The sequence below is a fragment of the Thalassococcus sp. S3 genome (genome assembly GCF_004216475.1).
Taxonomy (GTDB): domain Bacteria; phylum Pseudomonadota; class Alphaproteobacteria; order Rhodobacterales; family Rhodobacteraceae.
Map to the genome: position 1 here is coordinate 4,512,188 of NZ_CP022303.1, position 23,319 is coordinate 4,535,506.

9 protein-coding genes and 3 pseudogenes are annotated in these 23,319 nt (G+C 59.3%); 11 read left to right on the forward strand and 1 reads right to left on the reverse strand.

Annotated elements, in window-relative coordinates:
* Positions 1-209: 209 nt before the first annotated feature.
* Entirely contained in the window at positions 210-7,532 is a 7,323-nt protein-coding gene (locus CFI11_RS22155) for an autotransporter outer membrane beta-barrel domain-containing protein (RefSeq protein ID WP_130409656.1), read from the reverse strand.
* A gap of 896 nt (positions 7,533-8,428) precedes the next feature.
* Here CFI11_RS22155 and CFI11_RS22160 point away from each other — a divergent pair.
* The 11 genes and pseudogenes from CFI11_RS22160 (at position 8,429) to istB (ending at position 23,259) form a co-directional block, all read left to right on the forward strand.
* A complete protein-coding gene (locus CFI11_RS22160; protein ID WP_130409657.1) occupies positions 8,429-10,072 on the forward strand; it encodes a winged helix-turn-helix domain-containing tetratricopeptide repeat protein in 1,644 nt (547 codons plus the stop codon).
* Between the two features lie 819 nt (positions 10,073-10,891).
* Complete coding sequence (gene gdhA, locus CFI11_RS22165; protein ID WP_130409658.1) at positions 10,892-12,223, forward strand: NADP-specific glutamate dehydrogenase; 1,332 nt, start codon at positions 10,892-10,894, stop codon at positions 12,221-12,223.
* Positions 12,223-13,836, forward strand: a complete 1,614-nt coding sequence (locus CFI11_RS22170) for an acetolactate synthase large subunit (RefSeq protein ID WP_130409659.1) — start codon at positions 12,223-12,225, stop codon at positions 13,834-13,836. Before gdhA ends, CFI11_RS22170 begins: the two co-directional genes overlap by 1 nt.
* Positions 13,837-14,528: 692 nt before the next feature.
* Complete coding sequence (locus tag CFI11_RS25050) at positions 14,529-14,714, forward strand: hypothetical protein (protein WP_371687455.1); 186 nt, start codon at positions 14,529-14,531, stop codon at positions 14,712-14,714.
* Between the two features lie 42 nt (positions 14,715-14,756).
* The gene (locus tag CFI11_RS25055; RefSeq protein WP_371687456.1) at positions 14,757-15,209 is read left to right on the forward strand and encodes a TglA family RiPP precursor; all 453 of its coding nucleotides are present in this window, start codon (positions 14,757-14,759) and stop codon (positions 15,207-15,209) included.
* A gap of 298 nt (positions 15,210-15,507) precedes the next feature.
* A pseudogene (locus CFI11_RS24735) lies at positions 15,508-16,662 on the forward strand (aspartate aminotransferase family protein).
* Positions 16,659-17,639, forward strand: coding sequence for a DUF692 family multinuclear iron-containing protein (locus tag CFI11_RS22190; RefSeq protein ID WP_217358734.1), 981 nt, complete (start codon positions 16,659-16,661; stop codon positions 17,637-17,639). The pseudogene CFI11_RS24735 and the gene CFI11_RS22190 overlap by 4 nt, the downstream one beginning before the upstream one ends.
* Complete coding sequence (locus tag CFI11_RS22195; protein ID WP_130409662.1) at positions 17,636-18,472, forward strand: hypothetical protein; 837 nt, start codon at positions 17,636-17,638, stop codon at positions 18,470-18,472. Before CFI11_RS22190 ends, CFI11_RS22195 begins: the two co-directional genes overlap by 4 nt.
* A gap of 6 nt (positions 18,473-18,478) precedes the next feature.
* Positions 18,479-20,662: a lantibiotic dehydratase gene (locus tag CFI11_RS22200; protein WP_130409663.1), complete on the forward strand. Its 2,184-nt coding sequence runs from the start codon at positions 18,479-18,481 to the stop codon at positions 20,660-20,662.
* 151 nt (positions 20,663-20,813) lie between these two features.
* A pseudogene (gene istA / locus CFI11_RS22205) lies at positions 20,814-22,338 on the forward strand (IS21 family transposase).
* Between the two features lie 41 nt (positions 22,339-22,379).
* A pseudogene (gene istB / locus CFI11_RS22210) lies at positions 22,380-23,259 on the forward strand (IS21-like element helper ATPase IstB).
* Positions 23,260-23,319 lie beyond the last annotated feature (60 nt).

A 23,319-nucleotide genomic window follows, 5' to 3' on the forward strand; every position in this document is an offset into this window, starting at 1 on the left:
CAGCCCCAATAGGCCTTGCCGAGCCCACCCTGATGCAGCCTTGCGCCAAGGTTTGCCAGAACCAGGGCTTCCCCTCGGCGGATGCGCTTTCGCATAAACGAACGCAGCATCGAACGCTTCCTTTTGGGCTCGTTGTCGCACCCCCCCCAACCGTCACAAGGCTGTTTCGCCCTGCAACGGGCCATCAAAGAGGCGATGGCCCGCAAAGATCAGAAGCTCCAGCGCAGGCTTGCTGACAAGCTTCCGCTTGTTGTGTTGTCAGAGAACTTGCCTTCGCCCCTGAGCGAGACCCGCAGGCTTTCGCTGGGTTGGAAGTCCAGGCCAATGCCGATCTCTGCCGTGGTGCGGTCATATTTGAACTGATGGGCAAGGGATCCAGGTGCACCAGACCCGGCGATGCTGCCGTAAACGGTATGATCCGGATCTGTGAGCAGATGGGCCACGCCCAGGCTCAGGAACATGCGTCCTTGCTCGTTATCCAAGCCAAAGCTTCGGCCGATTTCAATGCTGGGCCGCAGGATCACGTCAGTCTGGCTGCTGGCGTCGACCATCCAGTTCATGGTGCCCGTTCCGGTCTCGGAGAAGCCATCTTGCCAGCTATGGTAGACGCCAAGTCCAAGGCCCCAGCGCACATAAGCCGGATCGAAGTCCTGCAGATAGCTGACGCGAGCATCCGCAGAAAAAACGTCGCCTTTGACATCTGCATCAGCGGTGAAAGGCGTTCCACCCACCGTGTAAGCACGGGTCTGGTTCAGGGTCTGCCGACCATAGGCGGCAGAGAAGGAGTAGGTCATGGGGCCAGCTTCATGCTTGGCAACGGCCCCGAAAGTGAAACGGTTGCCCGTTTGGCGCAAACCGTCTCCCGTCAGGGTAACGTCCTCGGCGCGGAACAGACCGCCCAGGATCACGCCGCTGTCGGTTCTTCGTTGACCGCCGAAGGACAGACCATATGTCCGTTCATCCAGCCCTGTGGTGCCTGCACTGTTGTCATATCTGTTGTCGGTCCCGACGATCTCGAACCATGCGCAATCCTGCTCCTCCAGGAAGGGCTTGGTGTGCGACCGCCGCAGATTGGGACAGCTGCGCAACGTGTTATGCATCGACTGGGACGTGTTACGCGCGGCCAGAACAGCCGCTCCGGTCTCGTCGATGATATGCGACGCGGCCGTGCTGTTAAGATCATCAACCGTGCGTGCGTTCAGGAGATCTGTGAAGACCGCCCGCATATCCTCTTTGACGTCGCTACCCGGATCCGCACTTGTGTCTTCTGAGGCTGCGCTGCTCGCCGCGAAAGATACCGAGGAAAGCGCTGACGCGCTGACCGTCGATGTATCATCGGAGCTTGTGTCATCGTCATCATCGCTGGCGGATGTCAGGTACGACGACAGGTTGGTCGTGTTCACGCTCGCGCCTGAGGATCCGACATCAATGGTATAGCTCAGCAAGACCCCGTCTTTACCGCTATAGGTCGTGTCATCCACGGTGATGTCGTCATCCGTTTCGACAGTGACCTCATAGTCGACGATGGCACTGTCGGGCACGCTGAGATCCGCGTCTTCGTCTAGATCATCGGCCACCAGGATAAAGACCGAGCCGCTGTCGCCATCTTCGGCATCGTCCGAGCTGGTCACATTGACCTCGATCGATCCGTCGAAAGTGGGAATGGAGCTGGCGATCAGCAGATCGGCATCCTCATCGTCATCCGATCCGTTCATATCCAGATCGACCAGCAGAATGCCGGTGCTGGATTGTTCCAGATCGCCATCCGAGATGGTTGAGGTAAAGATCTCTCCCACACCGCCGGGCGACAGCGTGCCATTGTTGGTCAAGAGCCCACCGCCAGAGCCCAGATCGATGGTGGTGCCAAGATTGAAAGTCCCATCCGAATGGTTGGTGAAGGTGCTGGCGGTGGTGTCTTCCACAAATTTGACCGATCCCGAAATCGTGCCGTAGTTGTCGACCGTGAGCGCTGCGTTTCCAGCTGTGCCCGAGCTGTCATAATCATCGCTCGTGGTTTTGGTCCGGATGACATAGACGCTGTCGGTGCGCGACGTGTCGGTAAAGTCGCCGTCTTCGATTGTGCCGTAGTTGGTGAGGACGTTCGACGTACCATCATAGAGCTCAATGACATGGGCGTTGCCATCGCTCGCGGTAATCGAGCTATCGGCGTCAACGTCAATGCTGATCGTACCCGAGCTGTCATACCCCGAGGAAGCCGCAAGGATGCCACGGCTCATCTCGCCACTGACATCAATGCTCGAACCATCGGTCAACGTGATCGCGATATCGCCGGCATCGTAGGAATCATCGCCATCATATGTGAAATAGGTGTCGTCATCGTCGGCGTCTGACAGATCACTCGAATTGTATGAGCCGCTGCTTGATTGCGCGAAAACACCGATGGCGTAATCTCCGGTCGTTGTTATGTTCGCATCATCCAGGTCAACGGTCACATCACCGCTGTCGCCCTCGGCACCTGCCGAGCCCGAGTAGAACTCAAAGAGCGCGATGGACCCGGACGTACCGCCACCGCCGCCAACTGATTGCCCCCAGATGCCAATACCGTAGTCGCCTCCGATCTCGATGTCGGCTTCGGTTGAGGAAATCTTGACGTTGCCGCCGTCCCCTCCATTACCCGCATCACCATCATAGCTTGCGCCGATACTCAGCGACAGGTTGACATCGAACGCATCGGCAACCGACGCACCGAAGGCGCCCTCGACGTCGCCGGCATCGCCGCCGCCGCCGCCCACGGATTGCGCCCAAATCCCATGCGCCCGCTCACCACCGGTTTTGATGCCGCCGGAGTTGGACACGGTCACGTCGTCCCCGTGTCCGCCGGATCCGCCGTCACCACCAACTTCGGCCTTGCTTATGATCGAAGTGCCGGTGCCGGTGCCTCCGGTCCCGCCGCCACCGCCGACCGATTGCGCATATATGGCCGTGGAGTCCACACCCGAGGTGGTGATCTGACTTGAGCTGGTCACCGTCACGGTATCGCCATCACCCGCAGCGCCGCCCGAGCCACCGACCGAAACCGTCCAGTTGGTGAAATAGCCGCTATAGTCGGAATAGAGCGAATAAAGCGTATAGGCGCTGACAAGCTCGTCGATGAAGTCGGTGGCCACCACTTCGGTCAGGTCGATCCATGTGTCCCAATTGTCCCCATCGACATCCGAGGTCGTGCCGGCTTCCCCACCTGTTCCGCCACCGCCGCCAACCGACTGGGCAAAAATCCCGATCGCGCTGTCTAGGTTCGTTGTGATCTGGCCATCGTTGATCACCTCGACCACTCCACCGTCGCCACCGCTGCCGCCAGATCCGCCGAGGTCAAAGGCAACTTCGATGCTGGTGGTCGAGTATTCTTCCGGATTGTCCATATAGCCGATTGAGGTGGCTTCGGCTGCACCGCCGTCACCGCCGCCGCCGCCAACGGATTGCGCAAAGATGCCGTCTCCGGTTGCGCCGACGGTCGTGATGGTGCCGCTGTTCGTCACTTTTACCTTGTCAGCATCGTTGCCCGTGCCACCCGCGCCGCCCACGGAGGTTGAGACGTTGAGAGCTGTGCTTTTGCCAGTGGTCGCCGTTATACCCAACAAGACCGCTGTCGCTGATCCGCCGTCGCCGCCATCGCCGCCAAGGCTTTGCGCATAGACGCCAGCAGCACCTTCACCGGTTACGGTGATGTCGCCTGTATTCTCAATAGTGACTTGGCTGCCTACCGCCCCATCGCCGCCTTCACCGCCGACCGCAACTGATATTCCAAAGTCCCATTGCTCCGAAGTCGAGATCGTGTAGGCCGATACGCTGCCGCCCGCGCCGCCGGAACCGCCAAGGCTCTGACCAAAGACACCATGCGCATAAAGACCTTCGGTATAGATCGAGCCGTCGTTGAAAAGCTGAACGGTCGACGCTTGGGAGCCATCGGCGCCGGAGCCACCTATGGAGACCTCGGCATTGAGCGAGCTCTGGGTGCCAAGATCCAGGTCAAAGGTGTAGACGGTTCCGCCTGTCCCTCCGTTCCCGCCGATGCTCTGCCCCAGCATGCCATAGGACTTGTCACCGTAGGTTTTGATATTTGCATCGTTTTCCGCATAGACCTCGCCGGCCACACCGCCGTCGCCACCGCTGCCCCCCAAGCTGAACTGCGCATTGCCGGAAAGACCGTCCGTGGCGTCGGAGGTGACACCCGCAAACAGATCTGCGTTCACCACGGTGCTGCCATTGCCACCAGCCCCGCCGACACTCTGGGTCAGAATACCGTAACCAAAATCCTCCTGGGTTGTGATGTTGCCCGAATTGTAAACCTGCGCGCTGTCCGCGATGCCCCCTTCGCCGCCACCACCGCCGATGCCGACGGAAGCCGAACTGCCGGTGATGACCGATCCTGAGATCACAGTCCCGCTGTTGCCACCTTCGCCGCCTTGTGAGGACGCGAGGATACCGACACCGTTTTTGCCTTGCACATCCAGCTCGCCACTGTTGCTCACATAAACCGTGCCAGCGGTGCCTCCGTCGCCCCCCTCACCGCCAACGGCGACTTCGACAGCGCCGCCCGATATGGAATCGAACGACATGGTGGTGCCGGATTTACCGCCCGCGCCCCCACGGCTTTCTGCGTAGATGGCATAAGCGTTGTCACCTTTGACGGTGATATTGCCCTCATTGTTGACGGTGACCGCACCCGACGTGTCGCCATCGCCCGCATTGCCGCCGACAGAGACGCCGACAGCCGAAGTCGAGATCCCGGTTCCGGAATAGGTGCCGCCGGAATTGCCACCGCCACCGGCAAGGCTTTGGGCGAAGATCCCGTCTGAATTGTCCTCATCTGCCGTGAGTTCGCCATAGTTGGTCACATTGACCGTATCCGAGCTGCCGCCATCGCCGCCGTCGCCGCCAACGGAGACAGCAACGGAGCCGGACATGCTGACTGTATCGAAGGAGAACGTGGTACCGGAAGCACCGCCTCCACCGCCGACGGATTGTGCGTAAATGGCGGTGGAATGTGTCTTGGATGTGGAAACCGCGCCTGAATTGGTGACGGTCACCGCTGCCGCGTTCCCACCGTCACCTCCCGTGGCACCCGTTGCCACCGAAACGGAGTCAATCGACGTGGAGTTGATGGCATAGACGTTGCTGGATTTGCCGCCGCTCCCGCCTGCGGATTGCGCGAAGATACCATTGGAATGGTCCTCGGTGGTTTTCAGCGTACCGGTCGAGGTGACATCGACCGTCGATGCGTCGCCACCATCGCCACCGGCACCACCTGTGGCGACCGAGACCGCCGCGATGTCGATGCCCGCATCAACGCTGACGGTACTGCCTGCCTTGCCCCCGCTGCCGCCATAGCTTTGCGCGAAGATCGCATCGGAGTGGTCGCCGCCGGTGGTGATGGCTGCGCTGGTATCAACGCTTACCGAACCACCATCGCCACCGGCGCCGCCATCCTCGCTCGACCCGACAGAGACGCCGACACCGACGCTTGCCGTGACATTGGTCACGCTGCCGGATTTGCCACCGCCGCCACCGCCCGATTGTGCCGAAATACCATCGGAATGGGACTGCTTGGTTTCAATCACATAGCTGTCGCTGCCATCTTCGGTGTAGATCACCGTGCCGCCATCACCGCCATCTCCACCGCTGGAGCCCACGACCACGCTAACCTCGACCCCGATATCCATTGACGACGAACCCTTGCCGCCACCGCCGCCGATGGACTGCAGATCAACCCCGTCGGAGTATATGCCATCCGTTTTGATGTCGCCGCCCTGATGGGTCAGTTTGACCTCATCAGCCGAACCACCATCCCCGCCTGATCCGCCAATCTGACTGAACAAGCCGTCCGTCGAATGGCCGACACCACCGCCACCGCCAATCGACTGACCGATAACCCCCTCGGAGTAGTCATCGCTTGTGGTCAGATCTGCATCCAGAGTGATCGACACGACGCTGCCGTCGCCCCCGGTGCCGCCTGTTCCACCGACCGAGGCCACACCATCGCTGCCGCCACTCTTGCCGCCTCCGCCGCCAATGGATTGTGCGCTGATCGCGGCAGAGCTTGCTTTTGTCGTTGTGATCGTGGTGTCGTCGCCACCGGCTACTTCGACAAACACCTTTCCGCCGTTGCCCCCAGCACTGCCGTCGCCCCCGACCGAGGTGATCGCATCCCCGGACCCGGCCTTGCCTCCGCCGCCGCCAATCGACTGCGCCTCGATGCCAACGGAGTATTCGCCGCCGGTCGAGATGGTCGTGCCAGATTCGATCTCAACCGTGACGGTGCCGGCGTCTCCGGCGCTTTCAGACGACGCGCCATAGGCGTCCAGAAATCCTGACGCGTCTCCCGCATCGCCTGCAAATCCGCCCACGGATTGCGCAAGGATCGCGCTGGACGTTGTCGTGTCGTCGTCCCCGTCGTCGTCGCTGCTGTCGCCATCGCCGGTGGTGGTGATGGACCCTTGGAAGAGAACGAAAACATCTCCGGCAGGGCCGGCCGCGTCGCTGGCGCCGCCGTTGCCGGTGCCAAATGTCGAATCCGCATCACCGCCATCTCCGCCCGCGCCGCCATAAGACCGCGCCAGGATGCCAATCGCGTCCGCACCCGTGGTTTTGATATCCACCGTCGCATCATCTATGGAGACCGCGACATCGCCTGCGGTTCCACCGCCACCGCCATCTCCGCCATAAGCGTCGCCCAGGCTCTCTGTGCCCTTGCCGCCGTCTCCTCCGTCACCGCCAGAGCTCAGAACCTCGATCCCGTGCGACAGGTCACCCTGGGTTTCAATCGTGAGGGTGGCACCCAGCTCGGCATAGAACGCGGCTTCATCCCCGTCGCCACCTTCGCCGCCATCGCCGCCATATGCGTTGTCGCCGCCTTCGCCCTTGCCGCCATCATTGCCGGCGCCACCCGCGCTGGAGACGTAGATGCCCGGTGCTTCATCTTCGGTTGAAAGGAATTCGAAAATCGCGTCGGAATAGATGACCAACTCGGCTTCGCCCGCGTTGCCGCCGTCGCCGCCGTCGCCGCCCTTGCCGTTGGAAGTTCCATAAGAGCGGCCTTTGCCGCCCGATCCGCCATTGCCGCCGATCGCAGTGACAGACGCGCCCGCATAGGCGTCGTTGTCGTAGCCGTTAATCTCGCCGCCTTCAATTTCGATGACTTGCGCGCCGGTGACATCGCCCCCGTCCCCTCCATTGCCGCCATCGCCTGACGAGGTGGCATCGGTCCGATCCTTGCCGGAGTGCCCCTTGCCCGCCTCGGTGTCAAGCGACACCATGGGATCTTCGTCATTTCCCTTGATTTCAAGGACAGAGTCTGAGCCATCAACGGTCACGGTCAGCGCGTCTACATCTTCGCCGTCGTCCCCGTGGCTGGAGCCTTCATCGCCAACATTGTCGATGTCAAAAACATAAGTGCCACCCGACCAGGATGTCAGATCTTCAAAAATGATCGTTGAATAGGTGTCATCCACATCGGACAGATCGAGATCGTATTCGTAGACAATGCCAGTACAAGTGTAGGTCGTGTCACTCAAAGAGCAGGTGGTCGATGAACCCGAAGCTTCCGACGGCATCATCGCCAAGGCAACACAGATGGCTGAGGCTGACGCGCTGGTCCGAAGCAATCGGACTGACCCCGACTTAGGCTCGCCCTGACCCGCAAGAAGCCCAGCAAAGCCAACCTTTGATGCAAGAACCCGTTCCGCACACAGGAATGCGCCATCTGCATGTCTTTTCATTATACTGCTCTCTTCCCGCTATGATTGATTTATTTGAGTGAGTTGTTTCGGGACAATGCCGACGCTCTCGGGACCACATCGAGGCGATTTCGCAAAGCTTCAGCCGGGCCCAGCGCAGTCGATGTGCATGGCGTCGCCTGTGAGCTGCCGCACCGCTTGTGTCGCACCAGATGTCGTTGATGTTTTCCGATCCCGTTCGTCATTTCTTCCTCTGCCGAATGCCAATGCAAAGACTGATGTTGTGGCCGATGGGGTCTCACATGAGCGCAATAACATGGAACTGAGGTTGCCTGGCCGGCGATGCTTCGCATCGGCAAATGGCCGTGAAGAGATATGACCCATCCCGTTAACAGATCGTTACCTTGGGAAGAGAGAGGGCTGGAGTGGTGGCTTTTGCGTGCTCTCTCTCGCCCCAAGATATTTCTGGCTCTGATCGGTCCATCCTTGCTTGTCATCTTAGGCCCTATCAAACATGCCGATTGCGAATTCGGCTTCGACCCGAGCCAAATGCATCACTGAAGCCAAGTATCACAAGGATTTCAGCCCCTTGCACATGCATCGGGTGCTTTTGGTAGCGCAGGACAAAAGGGAAGTTCTACAAGCTCACTTACACATTTTTGCATTGAACTGTGTTTCGCTCGGTGCGAATTCACACTAAAATCACACCTGAATTCTTTTGTTGGGTGAGACACGTGCTGCTGGCAAAGATGCAAAACGACATCTACGAGCGAACAGAGCTGAGCCACGGTCCCTGGACCTTTGATCGTCGGCGCAAGATCCTGTTTGTAGATAGCAACCGCGTTCCTCTACAACGCGGCGTGCTGAAACTGTTTGAGTACTTGATTGAGCGGGCTGGTGATGTCGTTTCGAAGGACGAGCTGATCGAGCATGTATGGGATGGCCGTGTGGTCTCTGATGCGGCAATCTACAACCGTGTCGCTGCATTGAGGAAAGCTCTGCAAGACGCGGATGCGCCAGACCCAGCGATACATTGGGAATATGGCCGTGGGGTCAGGTTCTCTCCACGAGCAGATCAACCAGAAGCAGAGCCCTTAAGAAGCTTAGACAGAGGTGGAAAGCAGAACGCTGGTTCACGAGAGCCGCAATCGGGAAGAGCAGGCAATACGTGCCCGCTCGACGATCTACCTCACCTGGTCATATTGCCCATTCAGACCTCGGATCACCGGAGTGAGGTTCAAGAGGTTGCCAGTGCGTTGACCAATGACATTTCAAATTGGCTCGACGGTGCGGATTGGCTCAAGGTCGGGACAGAGATTGAAGAGACGCATTCGAACTATGTTTTGACTGGCGTTCTTCGGGCGAGAGGGGAACACCTAAGGCTTGAGATTTCGCTCGTTGATCCAAGCCAGAACCGCATCTGGTCAACGAAACAGGATGGGAGGCTGAACGATAGTTTTGAGTGGCAAGACAGAACAGCCGATGCCGTGGTCGCAGAGGTCTTTGGATCCATGCTCAGTCAAGTGCGGCGGTCGGTGGGGTTACTTGAGGATGCGGACGCAAATGCAAAACAATTGTTTCTCAAGGTCACCCTGGAATTCGACGGCTTCAACGTGAATTGGGAGCAGTCTCTCAAAAGGCTGGAGCAAGCCATAACCCTTGACCCGCAGTGGTTTCCGCCACGTGAGTCTGCCGCCGGCATCTGGTTTGCCGCGCGCATGAGTGGGGCCGGGCAGCATATACGGCCTTGGCAGGACAAAATCGAAGCGTGGATTGCCGAACTATCAACACTGGCTCCGGAAGAGCTGATTGACGGACCGTCTGGGTTAATTGTCAAACTCGCGCAAAGTGGCGGCTTCCATTCCGACGAAATCATATCGCATGCCACAAGACTTTTGAGGCGTCGGCCATTTAGTCAGAAGGCCCTCTTTTGGGGTGCCCGGGCCCTCGTCTTCGCCGGTGATGCGAAGGTAGCAAAAGACGCTCTTTTACAAGCCTTACGCGGCTTGAAGATGACGATCTACGAACCGTTCATTCTGGCGGGGCTGTCGCAGTCTTACGTGCAACTTGGTGAAGATCGTAAGGCCATAGAATATGCCAAGGAAGCCATCCGCATTCGCGCCAAAAACCTTGCCGCATGGCGCAGTCTTGCCGCAGCGCATGCTCATCTCGGAGAGGTCGAGGCCGCACGTAAAGCGACGCAAAGGCTGCTCGAAATGGTTCCGCACGAAACCGTCGAAGGGACTTGGAAGAACGCTGGGTATCCAGACACCCCAGGCCTCAACCGCTATCGCGACGGTTTGCTGAAAGCTGGGATTCCTGGCCGGGCTTCTGACGTTATGACAAGGGAAGAAAGCTGTAGATCGGCCAAACGATGATCGCTGATGAGAGCGTTCTTCGATGTCGCCGCGCGTCGTATTTTGTCTCGGCTGGTATGCCGCACAGAACCGATCATCAGCCTTCGTCCAAAAATCCGTTCAGGCAGTTTTGGCTCAGGGCACGCAAAACGTCCCCCTCGACCGTGCCTTCTAACAGGGAGCCTGCGTCATAGCCGCCGCTGACGGTTGCGTCGTTTTACTCCAGCTTTACGCCACGACCGGACCAGGCCCCGTCAGACCCAGACGAAAGTCGCGCGTCGCGCTGCTACCCGCCTCCGTTTAGCTCGGAAAACACTAGGACTCTTTGCTCACTCTGGACATATATGCCACCGCGCAGTTCGAACGCCCGTGAATTTGCGTATTGAACGCGGGAATATGACCATTGGATCTGTGCTTTCAATGAAAGGTTTTTGACGTTGAAAATGGCTTCCAATCAGGCCGAGCCGTCCCCTCGCTAAAGTAAATCGCCCAAGCGGTAAGGCGCGTTATAGGGGCGGTCTTTACCGGCCATCCGGATCTGGATGGTTCGGTCTGATCTCTGGTGCGACCGGCCTGGGCTCAGAGGTACGACGATTTTCGGGGGCCGCGTGCGATGACATACGGCGAAGATCTTCAACTCTAGCAACGTCGCACGGGAACCAATTGCGCTCTTCGGTATTGTCTTTCCAACAATCCGGAGGAGAGACGCCCCATGCGAGGATGGGCAATCAAAGCTTTGTTTGTCGCTCAGCATGCGTCTTTCCCGCCTCGCGCTCGACCTTCTGTCTTTTGAAGGTTAGGCCGCGTTGTTCCACAACATGATAAGAAGGAGATGTGCAGATGTCGCGTGACGCGCTTCTGAAAACATACATGGACATGGTCGAGGACCGCACCGAGGGCCAAAGCGAATTTCATCAGGCTGTCCGGCATGTCGCGGGTGACGTGATCACCATAGAAAAGGCACACAAGGAGTACGCGGCGGCGAAGGTGCTGGAGCGTCTGGCAGAGCCTGACCGGGTCATCGGTTTTCGCGTTGTCTGGCAGGACGACGCCGGGGAGGTGCAGGTCAATCGCGGCTGGCGCGTGCAATATTCCAACGCGATCGGTCCCTATAAAGGCGGCTTGCGCTTTCATCCAACCGTCTCGCCTTCGGTGCTCAAGTTTCTGGGGTTCGAGCAGGTCTTCAAGAATGCGCTGACCGGCTTGCCCCTGGGCGGCGGCAAGGGCGGGTCGGATTTCGATCCTCGCGGGCGGAGCGATAGAGAGATCATGCGGTTCTGCCAGGCCTTCATGCGCCAGCTCGCCCCCTATATCGGCCCGGATCGAGATGTTCCGGCCGGGGATATCAACGTCGGTTCGCGGGAAATCGGATGGCTTTTCGGAGCCTACAAGGCGCATGCGCTTGAGTTCACCGGAGCCCTGACCGGGAAAGGACCGTCTTTCGGCGGGTCTGAGATCCGGACAGAGGCGACGGGGTACGGTCTGATCTACTTTCTGGAGGCGATGCTGGCAGAGCATGGCGATGATCTGGAAGGCAAGCGCATCGCCATATCGGGCAAGGGAAATGTCGCCACACATGCCGCCGAAAAGGCGGTGGCGAAAGGCGCCAAGGTGATCACATTGTCGGACACGTCAGGCACACTAACGGCCGAAGACGGACTCACCCAAGACACCATCGACTGGGTACGCGCACGCAAAGCCGCGGGAGAGGACATTGCAGGCGCCCCACATGCGGAGTTTGCAGAGAGCGCCAGCCCTTGGGACCAAGAGGTCGATATCGCCTTGCCCTGCGCGACGCAGAACGAAATGGACGCCAGCATGGCGCGCAGGCTTGTCGACAATGGCGCACGCATCGTTGCCGAGGGCGCCAACATGCCGTTGACCAGTGACGCCCAGCAGATCATTGCGGATGCCGGTTTGCTGCACGCGCCGGGCAAGGCCGCGAATGCGGGCGGGGTGGCGGTGTCGGGCCTTGAGATGAGCCAGAACAGCCATCGCCGCTTTGCCTCCCGGCAGGAGGTGGACGACGCGCTGAAGGACATCATGCGCCACATTCACGCACAGGTCGCAGAGGAAGGACGGCAGGGCAATCGGGTCGATTACGGGCGGGGTGCCAATATCGCGGCCTTCCGGAAAGTCGCGGATGCGATCACCGCGATGGGAGCCATCTGATGAAGGGGGCCGATCTGTTCGTGACCTGTCTGGAAGACGGCGGGATCGACACTGTTTTCGCCCTACCGGGGGAGGAGACCAACGCGCTTATGGTCGCGCTGGAGGCATCGTCGATCGATGTCGTGCTGTGCCGTCACGAGCAGGCCGCGGCGTTCATGGCGTCGGTACACGGTCGCCTTACAGGCCGGGCCGCCGCGTGCCTGGCCACCCTTGGACCGGGTGCAACGAACCTTCTGACGGGTGTCGCGGACGCGACGCTGGATCTGGTGCCCCTTGTCGCGATCACCGGACAAGGTGGGCGAGACCGGATCGCAAGGGGTAAACATAGCCATCAGATGATTGATTTAGGCCAGCTTTTTGCGCCGGTAACCAAGCTGTCACGAACGCTACAGACCAGCGCCGAGATACCGGGAGCGGTAGCGGAGGCGCTCAGCCAGGCCAGCATGGCCCATCCCGGCGCAGTGCATCTGTCGCTTCCCGAAGATCTGGCAGGCGAAGCGGTGGAGGGGCGGCCCGTCTCTTCGCCGGCGGCTCGCACGCCGCAGGCCCATCCGGATGTCCTGGCCGAAGCCGCCGCCCGGATCTCGGCGGCCAAGCAGCCGATCATCCTGGCCGGTGCCGGCCTGCTGCGGGCCGGCGCCACGGCAGAGCTCAACGCGTTTGCTGCGAAAACGGGACTGCCGCTGGCGACGAGTTTCATGGCCAAAGGTCTTCTGCCGGTGGATCATCCGCAGCATCTTGGCGCCTTCGGCTTGCCGCGGGAGGATCATGTTGACCGCGCCATCGCAGCTTCCGATCTGATCCTTGCAATCGGTCTTGACCCGGTGGAATACCCGATGGCCAAACTGACGAGCGACGGTGAGGTCCCTCTGATCGCACTCGGACACGCACCGATCCCTCGCGATGTGACAGGCGACATTCAAGCGGATGTGGTGGGTGATCTGAAATCGTCCCTGCCCACCTTGTCAGGCGCATTGCAGGGCCGTCGCTGGACGGTCTGGTCTGATGCAGAGACAGCGCGCGCCGCGCTGATCAGTGATTTGAATTCAGCGTTTGAGGACATGGATCAATCCCCTCCCTCCGCCGGTGCATTGGTGGCCGCGCTTGGGCAGAGCGTCGATGAACACGATACGATCCTGTCGGGCGTTGGCACGCATAAGCTGGCCCTGGCCCGCAATTTCACACCCAAGCGGCCCGGGCAAATCATCATTCCCAACGGTTTGGCGGGCATGGGTCTTGCCCTTCCCGGCGCCATCGCCGCGGCCCGCCTGCAAGAAAGGGGCCGGGTCATCGCGGTGTGCGGAGATGGCGATGTCATGATGAATGTGCAGGACATGGAGACCGCAACGCGGCTGGATCTGTCCGTCACGGTGGTGGTTTGGGTCGACGGTGGCTATGGCCTTATCGAAGACAAGCAAGAAAAGGAGACAGGCGACCGCCCCGACCTTTCCTTTGGTACGGTCGACTGGGATCATCTGGCCCGTGCATTTGGCTGGACCCACATCGGATGTGACACCGCCGACGATCTGACGAAGGCGCTTGGCAACACAGCGTCGGCTCCGAAACGTCGCCTAATCACCGTACCGGTCTCCTACAGCGGGTCATTCGCGTGACCTGGCCCATTTTCGGACAGGTTGACGTCCGAATCTAGCCGCTGGTTGCCGGCGCTAATCGCATCGGTTCTTCTTGCTCGGGCGAGTGAATGCAGGCGAATTGCCTCAGTCTTGCCAACGCATTGATCTTAGGGGCCGTTTCCCTTGGATTCGGCCCATTGATCGCACTTTCCACGCTTTTCATGTGATCAAGTCGCGCCTGAAATAATCGACTATTTTCAAGATGCCTAGATGTTGAGCGAACGCGTGATTCCCTACGTCTTCGCCTGAAGTCATAGAGCAAGACTAATTCATCTGCGGCCTATTCACGTCATGTTACCCGACCTACATACCAGTCAGCTTTGAAATACAGATCACTACGGATGTAATTTTTATATATAAATCAATATTTTAAATTCATACAATTAAGATGATCAGAAATAAAAGATCGAAGATTTCAACTAGATTCCGTTTCTAAAGAGAAACCGCAAAAGACTATGTGGAAACTTGCCTTCCTACCAAGATTAAATCTAACATCAATTAAGTAAGATTTAGCGTATTCAAAGATTGCAAATGGCGAATAATCGCGTGGCATGATATTTCTTATCGACTTCAATCGATGATTGTTTGTCCGGCAAGCGAGACTCCGCATGCCAACCTGTTTGACCCATGCAGATTTCAGGACACCGCGAACGTGAATTTGGGAGTATCAAATGGATTCCGGATCGAACCTCGCCAACGATATTATCGCTTCTGACCGCCAGCATGTCTGGCATCATCTCACACAGCACAGCGTATTCGAGACCGCCGACACGCCGGTCTTTGTCCGTGGCGAGGGGCTTCATGTCTGGGATGCCGACGGGCGTGAATATATCGATGCTGTCGCAGGCGGGATGTGAACCGTGAATGTCGGCTAGGGCCGAACGTCGATTGCCGACGCTGTGCGCGAACAACTTGCCACGCTCAATTTCTATTCCGGGGCTGCGGGGTCGGAGCCGGGAGAAAAATTCGCAAAGCGGCTTTTGGAGAAAATGCCAGGTCTTTCGCGGCTTTACTTCACAACGTCCGGCTCGGAAGCGAATGAAAAAGTCTACAAGATGGTGCGCCAGATTTCGCAGCAGAAACGTGACGGGAAGAAGAGCAATTCTGTACCGGGATCGTGCCGTGAACAGGGCGTGCTGATCGGTGCGTCGAACCGCAGCATGGCCGGATTTAACAACACGTTGCTGCTGAGCCCGGCCCTCGTCTGCACGCGCGAGAACGTGGACAGCATCGTGAATGCTATCGATACGGCGCTGACGCATATCTTTGCCCCTCAGCCGGACGAGGACGACGCGTTCGAGGATTTCGACCTCGATGATATCGAGGTGGTCGAGAGCCGCGTCTTCGCTTGAGCGTTTCAAGCACCAAGGCGATCTGCCGGTCCAAAACTTGACGGGAGGGGTATGACCACGTGTTCGCAGACAAATCCATTGATGCAGAGCGGCGCGCCCTGGAGATTGGCCGGAGTTTTCTGCGCGGCAACGTGGATGGCACCGTCGTGGACATCACCCATGCGTGACCGGCAAGCTTCCCTGCCCTGGCCGACACCGGTGTCGGAGAACTCGCAGCACTTGAGGCATATTGGCGCGACCACGGCAGCCAGCACAGTCGTTCGTCCGGTCCACGCTACTTTGGTTTTTCACCGGCGAAGTGACACCGGCGGCGCTGACCTCAGATGTCCTTGTGCCGTATCTCGACCAGAATGTGGCGACAGAGCGACACTCGATCGCGGCCTACATCGAAGAGCTGTTACTGGCGCAGATGCTCGACCTCCTGAACCTGCCGAGGGAGGTTTTGTCGGGGGTTCTGATCACTGACACTTCGGCTGCGAACATGGCGTGCCTTGTCGGCGCCCGGCAAGGGTACGGACAGCGATCGGGTTATGACATCGCAGAAGACGGAATCGCTGGCGGGCCAAAGATCACGGTCTTTGCCGGAACGCCCCATACAAGTATCCACAAGGCACTGAGCACGCTAGGCCTAGGACCGCGGACGCTTTGCGAAGTGCCGAGCTTGCCTGGTCGCGAGACTATCGACACGGATGCTCTGGCGGCGGCGCTCGAATGCCACCCGGACGGCCAGAAAATCGTGGTCGCAAGCGCGGGCAACGTGAACACGGGCGATTTCGATGCGCTTAACATCGTGGCGGACCTCGCGGAGCGGCACGGCGCGTGGCTTCATATCGACGGCGCGTTCGGAGCCTTTGCCCGCTGCATGCCAGACTATGTAGCACTGGCCGATGGGATGTAGCGGGCCGACAGCCTGTCCGTCGACCGTCACAAATGGCTCAACCTGCCGTATGATTGCAGGCTGGCATTCTCCAGACACATGGATATGCAAGAGAGGTCATTCTCCGCCGACGCGCCCTATGTGCCAAAGGAAGGCAAATTACCGGCCTTCATGAACCGCGCGGTCGAACAATCAAGGCGCTATCGGGCTCTGCCACTTTACATGAGCTTTCAAGCCTATGGACGTGAAGGCTTCCAACGGATCTTTGAGGAAAACTGCCGCTTCGCGCACCGTCTTTCCGAATGGGTGGACGCCACGTCCGATTTCGAGCACCTGGCCGAGACCCAGCTCAACATCATCTGCTTCCGTGGGCGTTATGCCGAGGCCGAAGCGGATGCGCAGAACCGCGCCCTTCTGAAACGCATCAATGGCAGCAGGCGGCTGTTCATAACGCCAACGACCTACAATGGCCACTTCTGCTACCGCCTTGCCTTCAGCAATTGGCAAACGAGCGACAGCGACCTGGCAACCGTGACCGACACCTTGATCGAAGCAGATCGGAGCGCGACCGCATGACACTCGACCTCGACATGAGCCCGACAGCGGCAGGCCGGCAGCCCGAGCCGATCGTGGAGCCGCTGGGCATCGGCATCCAGTACAATCCCGAGATCCTCGACTGGTTTCCATTCGAAGAGTGCCAGGTAGACGCCTTCGAAGTATTGGTCGATTCCTTCATGGGCGTGCTGGATGGTCCGTATCTGATGCTCCCCGGTTTCGCGGAGCGTCTGCAGGAGCTTGCCAAGAAATCTCCGCTGGTGGCGCATTCGAACTATGGCTGCGACTTTGGCTTCGGGCCATTGGAGGACACTCCGGCCGTGCGCCGTCATGTACCTCTCGCCAAAAAACTGAACTCACCCTGGGTCGTGAACCATATGTTTTACGGCGATGACAGCTGGCTCGATATCTGGAGCAGCCCGGTGCAGTTCAGTCATGCCGAGCTTGACCGTCTGGCCGACCGCGCGGCACGCCTGCAAGAGCTTTATGGCATGCCGCTTGCGCATGAGAATGCCGCCTATTACCTGCCCTGCCCCGGCGGCGAGATGGAAGAGGCGGAGTTTTTGGCACGGCTTGTCGAGAAATCAGGCACCTATCTCCACGTCGATCTCCACAACATCTACGCCAACTCAATCAATCTCGAAGGTTTCTCGGTCCAGGGCTATCTGGATACGATCCCGCTTGACCGCATTGTCAGCATGCATGTCGCGGGCGGAAGCTGGCGCGAAGGCGTCTATCACGATTGGCACGACAGCCCGGTTCCGGACGAAGTTTGGCAGATGCTTGAATACGTGCTGGCGCGAAGCCGCCCGGGTGGTGTTTTCCTCGAATACCAGGGCCAGGCGCATCACCCTGACACGCGCGTCATGGGCGAGGATGGCGACAAGGACTTAATTAAGCGCGACCTCGAGATCGCGATGTCGATCTGGGACAATACCTATGGCCCGGAAAGCCGTTACAGCAAACGCAAAAAGCTCAGGGAGACCGTTGTCGCATGAGCCTCGCCGCACAAACCACCTGGGACGTCTGGCGCCGCATCCTGAAGGAACCGGCGCTGCAAGCCACCGTTAAGGATGGCAAGCTTGGCGCGAACCTGGCCGAAACCGGCTTTGCCGGCGATGAGGTCGATATCGCCCGTTACTATCAAACCCATTTCAAGGACGCGGCGTGGTTTGTAACCTCCTACCGTTTTCGGGTCGTAAGTGCCTTCGTCAACGCGGTGGAGCTGGGCGCACCGCTCACCCACCGGGTGCTTCTGGCCCACGGCCGAGAGATCCGGGACGTGGCAGAGGCCTATTACGACGATACCGGGTGGCTTGATGACGGGCCTTATGTCTACGGCCTGTGCGCCAAGATCCTTGACTGGCTGCCCGTTAGTCATTTGGGAAAAACCATCGCGCCACTGACCTCCGTTGCCAAGCTGGAAGCCGCCTCGGTGCAGGTCCTGCTCGATGCGACCGACCTTTCTCCTTCGGTCTGGTCAACACCGATCCCGGATCGGAACGCGCTTTTGGCGATGCTGGATGCAAGTCGAATGCCCGTTTGGACGGGTCGCGCGCGCGTGGTGGAAACGGGCCACGACATCGCCCCGCTCTTTTTGGTCAAGGGCGCCACGACCGCGCCGATACCGGAACTGCCGAAAAAGACATACCATTTCGCGGCCTACCTGCCCGACCCGGAACAAAAGCACCGTTTCGCGCGGGTGTCCCCTGCGGATTTCGACGCTGCACAGCGGCTCGCAGCTGGGACGGCCAGCCCTGAATTTATCCGCAGCAATATCGGGTCTTACGCGAAGTTCGCCAAGATCCGCGCTGTTGGACGGGGTGACTGACAAGCGATGAAGCACGCCAATCTCCAACCTGACGTGGCGCGTGGCTGGACCGCATCCAGCGCGTTCTGGATGCGGTCGGCGGGATTTCCGCTGGCCTGGCTGGAAACCTGCGCCTGTCCGGTTGACCATCGGGATGAAGACGCGTTGCGGGCATGGTTCACTCAGGATCGGATTGACCGGATCTCTGACTTCGTGGCCTTCTCGCGCGATCCGCTTGTGGCGGAGGCCATCGGGCTCTCGAACCCGGATGCGCTTGACCGGATACGACGTTTGGCAGAGAGCGATCCCGGCAAGATCAACAGTCGCAACCGACAGCGACTGCGGCTGTACTGGATGTATATGCAACAGCTTTGCGTCAAGAACGATACGTGTTCGTTCTTTGGCCCGATGAGCTGGGGCCGGATCGCAGCAGATGACGACGCCGATCGTTTCGACGTCGCGGACGCTATGCCCGATGCTGGCCGGCGCATCTTTGTCGAGCATTGGTTCGTGCAACGGATCGCCGATCAAATCTACTCAGACCCATCGGTGCAGGCGGCCTTGCCCGTTCGGATAAACAGCGGTGTGGCGATGACAGCGGACGGTTTGATCGTGCCGGTGGATCGGCACATAGCTCTGACGCCGAAGCAACTGGAACAAATCCGCGAGATCGCGGAGCGTCAGGACGGCGCGTCGCCTGCGCGATGGGGCAACCCACCGCCCGCTGGCTTTCTGGCGAAGATGCGCCAGAAGCGCGTGATCGAAACCGGGATCCGCGTTCCAACGGTGATCAAGTATCCCTTGCACTGGCTTGCAGATTACGTTGCCGCTCACAGTCTGAACGATTGGTCGACCCGGCTGGCGGACCTGCAGGATATCGTTGCCAGCGCAGAGGAACGGACCGGCGCCGCGCGTGCCGATCAGTTAAGTCATCTCGCAGAGACCGCCGCGAACTGGGGCGTCACGCTGGACCGGCGCGCGGGCGAGATGTATGTCGGGCGCTTTCCCACCTACCAAGACGCGCGCCGCAAGGTCGATCTGACGCTCTCGCAGACGACGATGCGGGAAATCACACGCGATCTCGCGCCACTTCTTTCGGGCTATACCCGGCTTGTCGACCGGGTCGCCACGGCACTTGACGATGCCTACGCCCGTGTCCTGGCCAGCGCGGCGACCGGCGGTGAGACAAGCTTTCTTGCCATGCTGCGCGCATTGTCCGAGGCTGGTGATCTTCTGTCGTCAGTAGTGGAAACCGAACGCAAAGAGCTGCAGCGGCTCTGGGGCACCGCCAGGCATTTCGCAAAAGCCAGGCCAGAAGGGCAGGAGCTCTCCTTCACCTCAACGAGGCTTCGGGCGTTTTTTGATCAACTCGCTACCCCGACGCGCGTGATAAAGGAGCTGCCTTGGCGATATGTGCATTCCCCCGACATCATGCTGATGGCCAGGGATGCGCGTGCCGTGGCGGCCGGAGACTTCTTGGCCGTTATCGGAGAAACCCATCCCGGTATCTTCATGGTCGGGCATCCAGTCACCGCGCCCTTCCGCCCTCCGAACTTACCGACTGAAGCGGAGTTGGGTCGGTTTTCGCATGGCCCTACACCGGTCATGTGCGACCCGCCAGAGAGCTATCAACGCTCCAACGTGAACCTGCCGGACGCCCCGCAGCTGATGGAGATAACCCTGCCCGGCCAGACCTCAAGCCTTGCCGCGGAGAAGGTGATCCGGGCCGCGGAGTGTCGGGTTGTCCAAACAAGAACCTGTGTCGAGCTTGTGGTCCCAGACCGCAACATTCGCGTACCGCTTCTGACTGCCATGGCGGGGCATCTTCACAAGGCGATCTTCGCGCTTGCGGGTGATCTTGCGGGCGGCTCAAGGGGCGAACGGCTTCGCGTCGGAAGAGTGATATTCCGGCGTCGGCAGTGGCGGATCGAAACTGCCAGCATGCCCAAGATCGAGCGCCCGGCGGAGATGCCGGACTGTTTTGCCGCACTTTGCCACTGGCGCGAGAAGGCGGGCCTGCCACGCTTCGCCTTTGCCGTGATCCCGGGGGAGCCGAAACCTGTTTATATTGATTTCCAAAACCCGTTGGCTGTCGATGCGCTCACAAAGCTCTCCAAATCCGTGCCCGCCTTCCGCCTGTCCGAGATGCTGCCCGCGCGGGATGATCTGCTTTTCGCCGACCCAAAGGGCGCCTTCACCGCGGAGTGTTGATTGTCACTGAGAACTGACCCTTTGCCCCGCTTGATTGTCACTGAGACTTGACCCATGAGAACACACTGCGCCAACGCATTCGTTGGGGAGATTTTGAGTGATCGACATGGGATTTTTGAGTGTTATTCGACGGTGGGCATGACGTGAGAAGGTGCCAATTCGTGAGATTGCCCGGCGCACGGGCTTGTCTCGCAACACCATCAAGAAGTACCTGCGCGAAGGTGCTATAGAACCCAAGTTCAAGACGCCTCCGAGGCCGAGCAAATTGGATCCATATGCTGACCGGTTGTCAGCGTGGCTTTTGGCCCAGACACGCAAGTCTCGCAAAGAACGGCGGACGGTGAAGCAGATGCACGCGGATCTTGTGAAGCTGGGATATGATGGCTCTTACGAACGGGTTGCGGCTTTTGCCCGTGCATGGCGTGCGGACCGGCACCGTGCTGAGCAGACGACGGGGTGCGGCACCTACGTGCCTTTGGTGTTTCAACCTGGAGAGGCGTTCCAGTTCGATTGGAGTGAGGATTGGGCCAATATCGCAGGCGAGCGGGTCAAGCTGCAGGTCGCCCATATCAAGCTGTCGCACAGCCGAGCATTCCTGGTCCGGGCGTATCCGCTGCAAACGCACGAGATGCTGTTCGACGCCCATTGGCATGCCTTCCGCGTCTTTGGCGGGGTGCCGGGTCGTGGGATCTACGACAATATGAAGACGGTCGTGGACCGTGTTGGCAAAGGCAAACAGCGCGATATCAATGCACGCTTCAAAGCCATGTCCAGCCACTACGTGTTTGAGCCTGAGTTTTGCAATCCAGCTGCGGGTTGGGAGAAAGGTCAGGTTGAGAAGAATGTGCAGGATGCGCGCAACCGCATGCGGCAGGTCATGCCGGTCTTCAAGGACCTGGCTGAGCTGAACCAGTGGTTTGAGGATCGTCACGCCAAAGGCGCGCTTCCAGCACGACATCGCGCTTTGGGATGAGACACCGCACAAGGTCTTGCCTGGTTCCATCGCTGACGCATGGGAGGCTGAGAAGCCGATGCTGATGGCGCTGCCGCCTGCCTTTGACGGCTTCACAGAGCATAGCAAACGGGTGTCCCCGACATGCCTGATCACCTTCGAACGCAATCGCTATAGCGTGCCTGCCAGCTTTGCGAACCGTCGGGTCAGCCTGCATGTCTACCCTGAGCGTTTGGTGGTCGTGGCCGAAGGGCAAACAGTTTGTGAGCACGCACGGATCATTGAGCGGTCACATCGCAAGCCCGGCAAGGTCATCTATGACTGGCGTCACTATCTGGCTGTCATCCAACGCAAACCGGGCGCGCTTCGCAACGGTGCGCCGTTCACAGAGATGCCTGTAGCCTTCCGTCAATTGCAGGATCACATGCTGTGCAAGGACGGCGGCGACCGAGAGATGGTCGACATCCTGTCATTGGTTCTTCAGCACAATGAAGAGGATGTTTTGCGGGCAGTGGAACTGGCCCTCGAAGCAGGCGTTCCCACCAAAACGCATATCCTGAACCTGTTGCACCGATTGATCGACCGCAAACCGACAGAGCACCCCGAGGTCGATCCACCAAAGGCGCTGGTATTGCAAACGACGCCAGAAGCAAACGTCAATCGCTATGACGGCCTGAGACGGACTGGGGAGAAGCGCGTCGCGCCAAAGGCGCGCGCATCGTGAAACGGGGGCGTCATGACCCAGCCGGAGCCTCCATCGTCATCATGCTGCACAGCCTCAAGCTCTACGGCATGGCAAATGCGGTCGATGATCCGGTCGCCCAGGGGGCGCCAGCGTTTGAAGCCGCAACGCCAATGCTGTCGCAATTGCTCAAGGCTGAAATCGCGGAACGCGAGGTGCGGTCCATTGCCTACCACACCAAGGTGGCGCGCTTCCCCGCATATAAAGACCTCACCGGCTTTGATTTTGCATCCGGTGAGATCAACGAGGCGACAGTGCGGCAGCTGCATCGATGCGAGTTCATCCATTGCCCGGCAGTCGTTTGCACAGCAAACGATGAGAGGAGAAGCGGCCGAGAACGTCGTGCTAATCGGCGGCCCCGGAACAGGCAAAAGCCATACCGCTACAGCAATTGGCGTGCAGCCGATCGAACATCACAGGCGCAAGGTCCGCTTCTTCTCAACCGTGGAACTCGTCAATGCACTGGAACAGGAGAAAGCACTCGGCAAAGCCGGGAAGATGGCTGAGATGCTCACCAAGGCTGACTTGGTCATCCTGCCCTCCCGGCAGATTGCTGCGCAATCGCCTGCCGGGTAATAGACGAGCTCGGTTACCTGCCGTTCAGTGCGTCCGGCGGAGCGCTCCTCTTCCATCTGCTCAGCAAGCTCTATGAACGCACCAGCGTGATCATCACCACCAACCTCAGCTTCTCAGAATGGGCACAGGTCTTTGGCCCCTCTCGGCAGATTTGCTTCGCAAATCGCCTGCCGGGCAATGGACGCCAAGATGACCACCGCGCTGCTCGACCGGCTCACACATCGCTGCCACATCCTGGAAACCGGAAACGACAGCTACCGCTTCAAAGCCAGTGCCAAGGCTGCAAAGAAAACAGAAAAGGAGGCCACAACATTGACCGCGTCATAAACCACAACGCATAAGCAAAGTTGGGTCAAATCTCGGCGAAAAAACCGGGTCAGTTCTCAG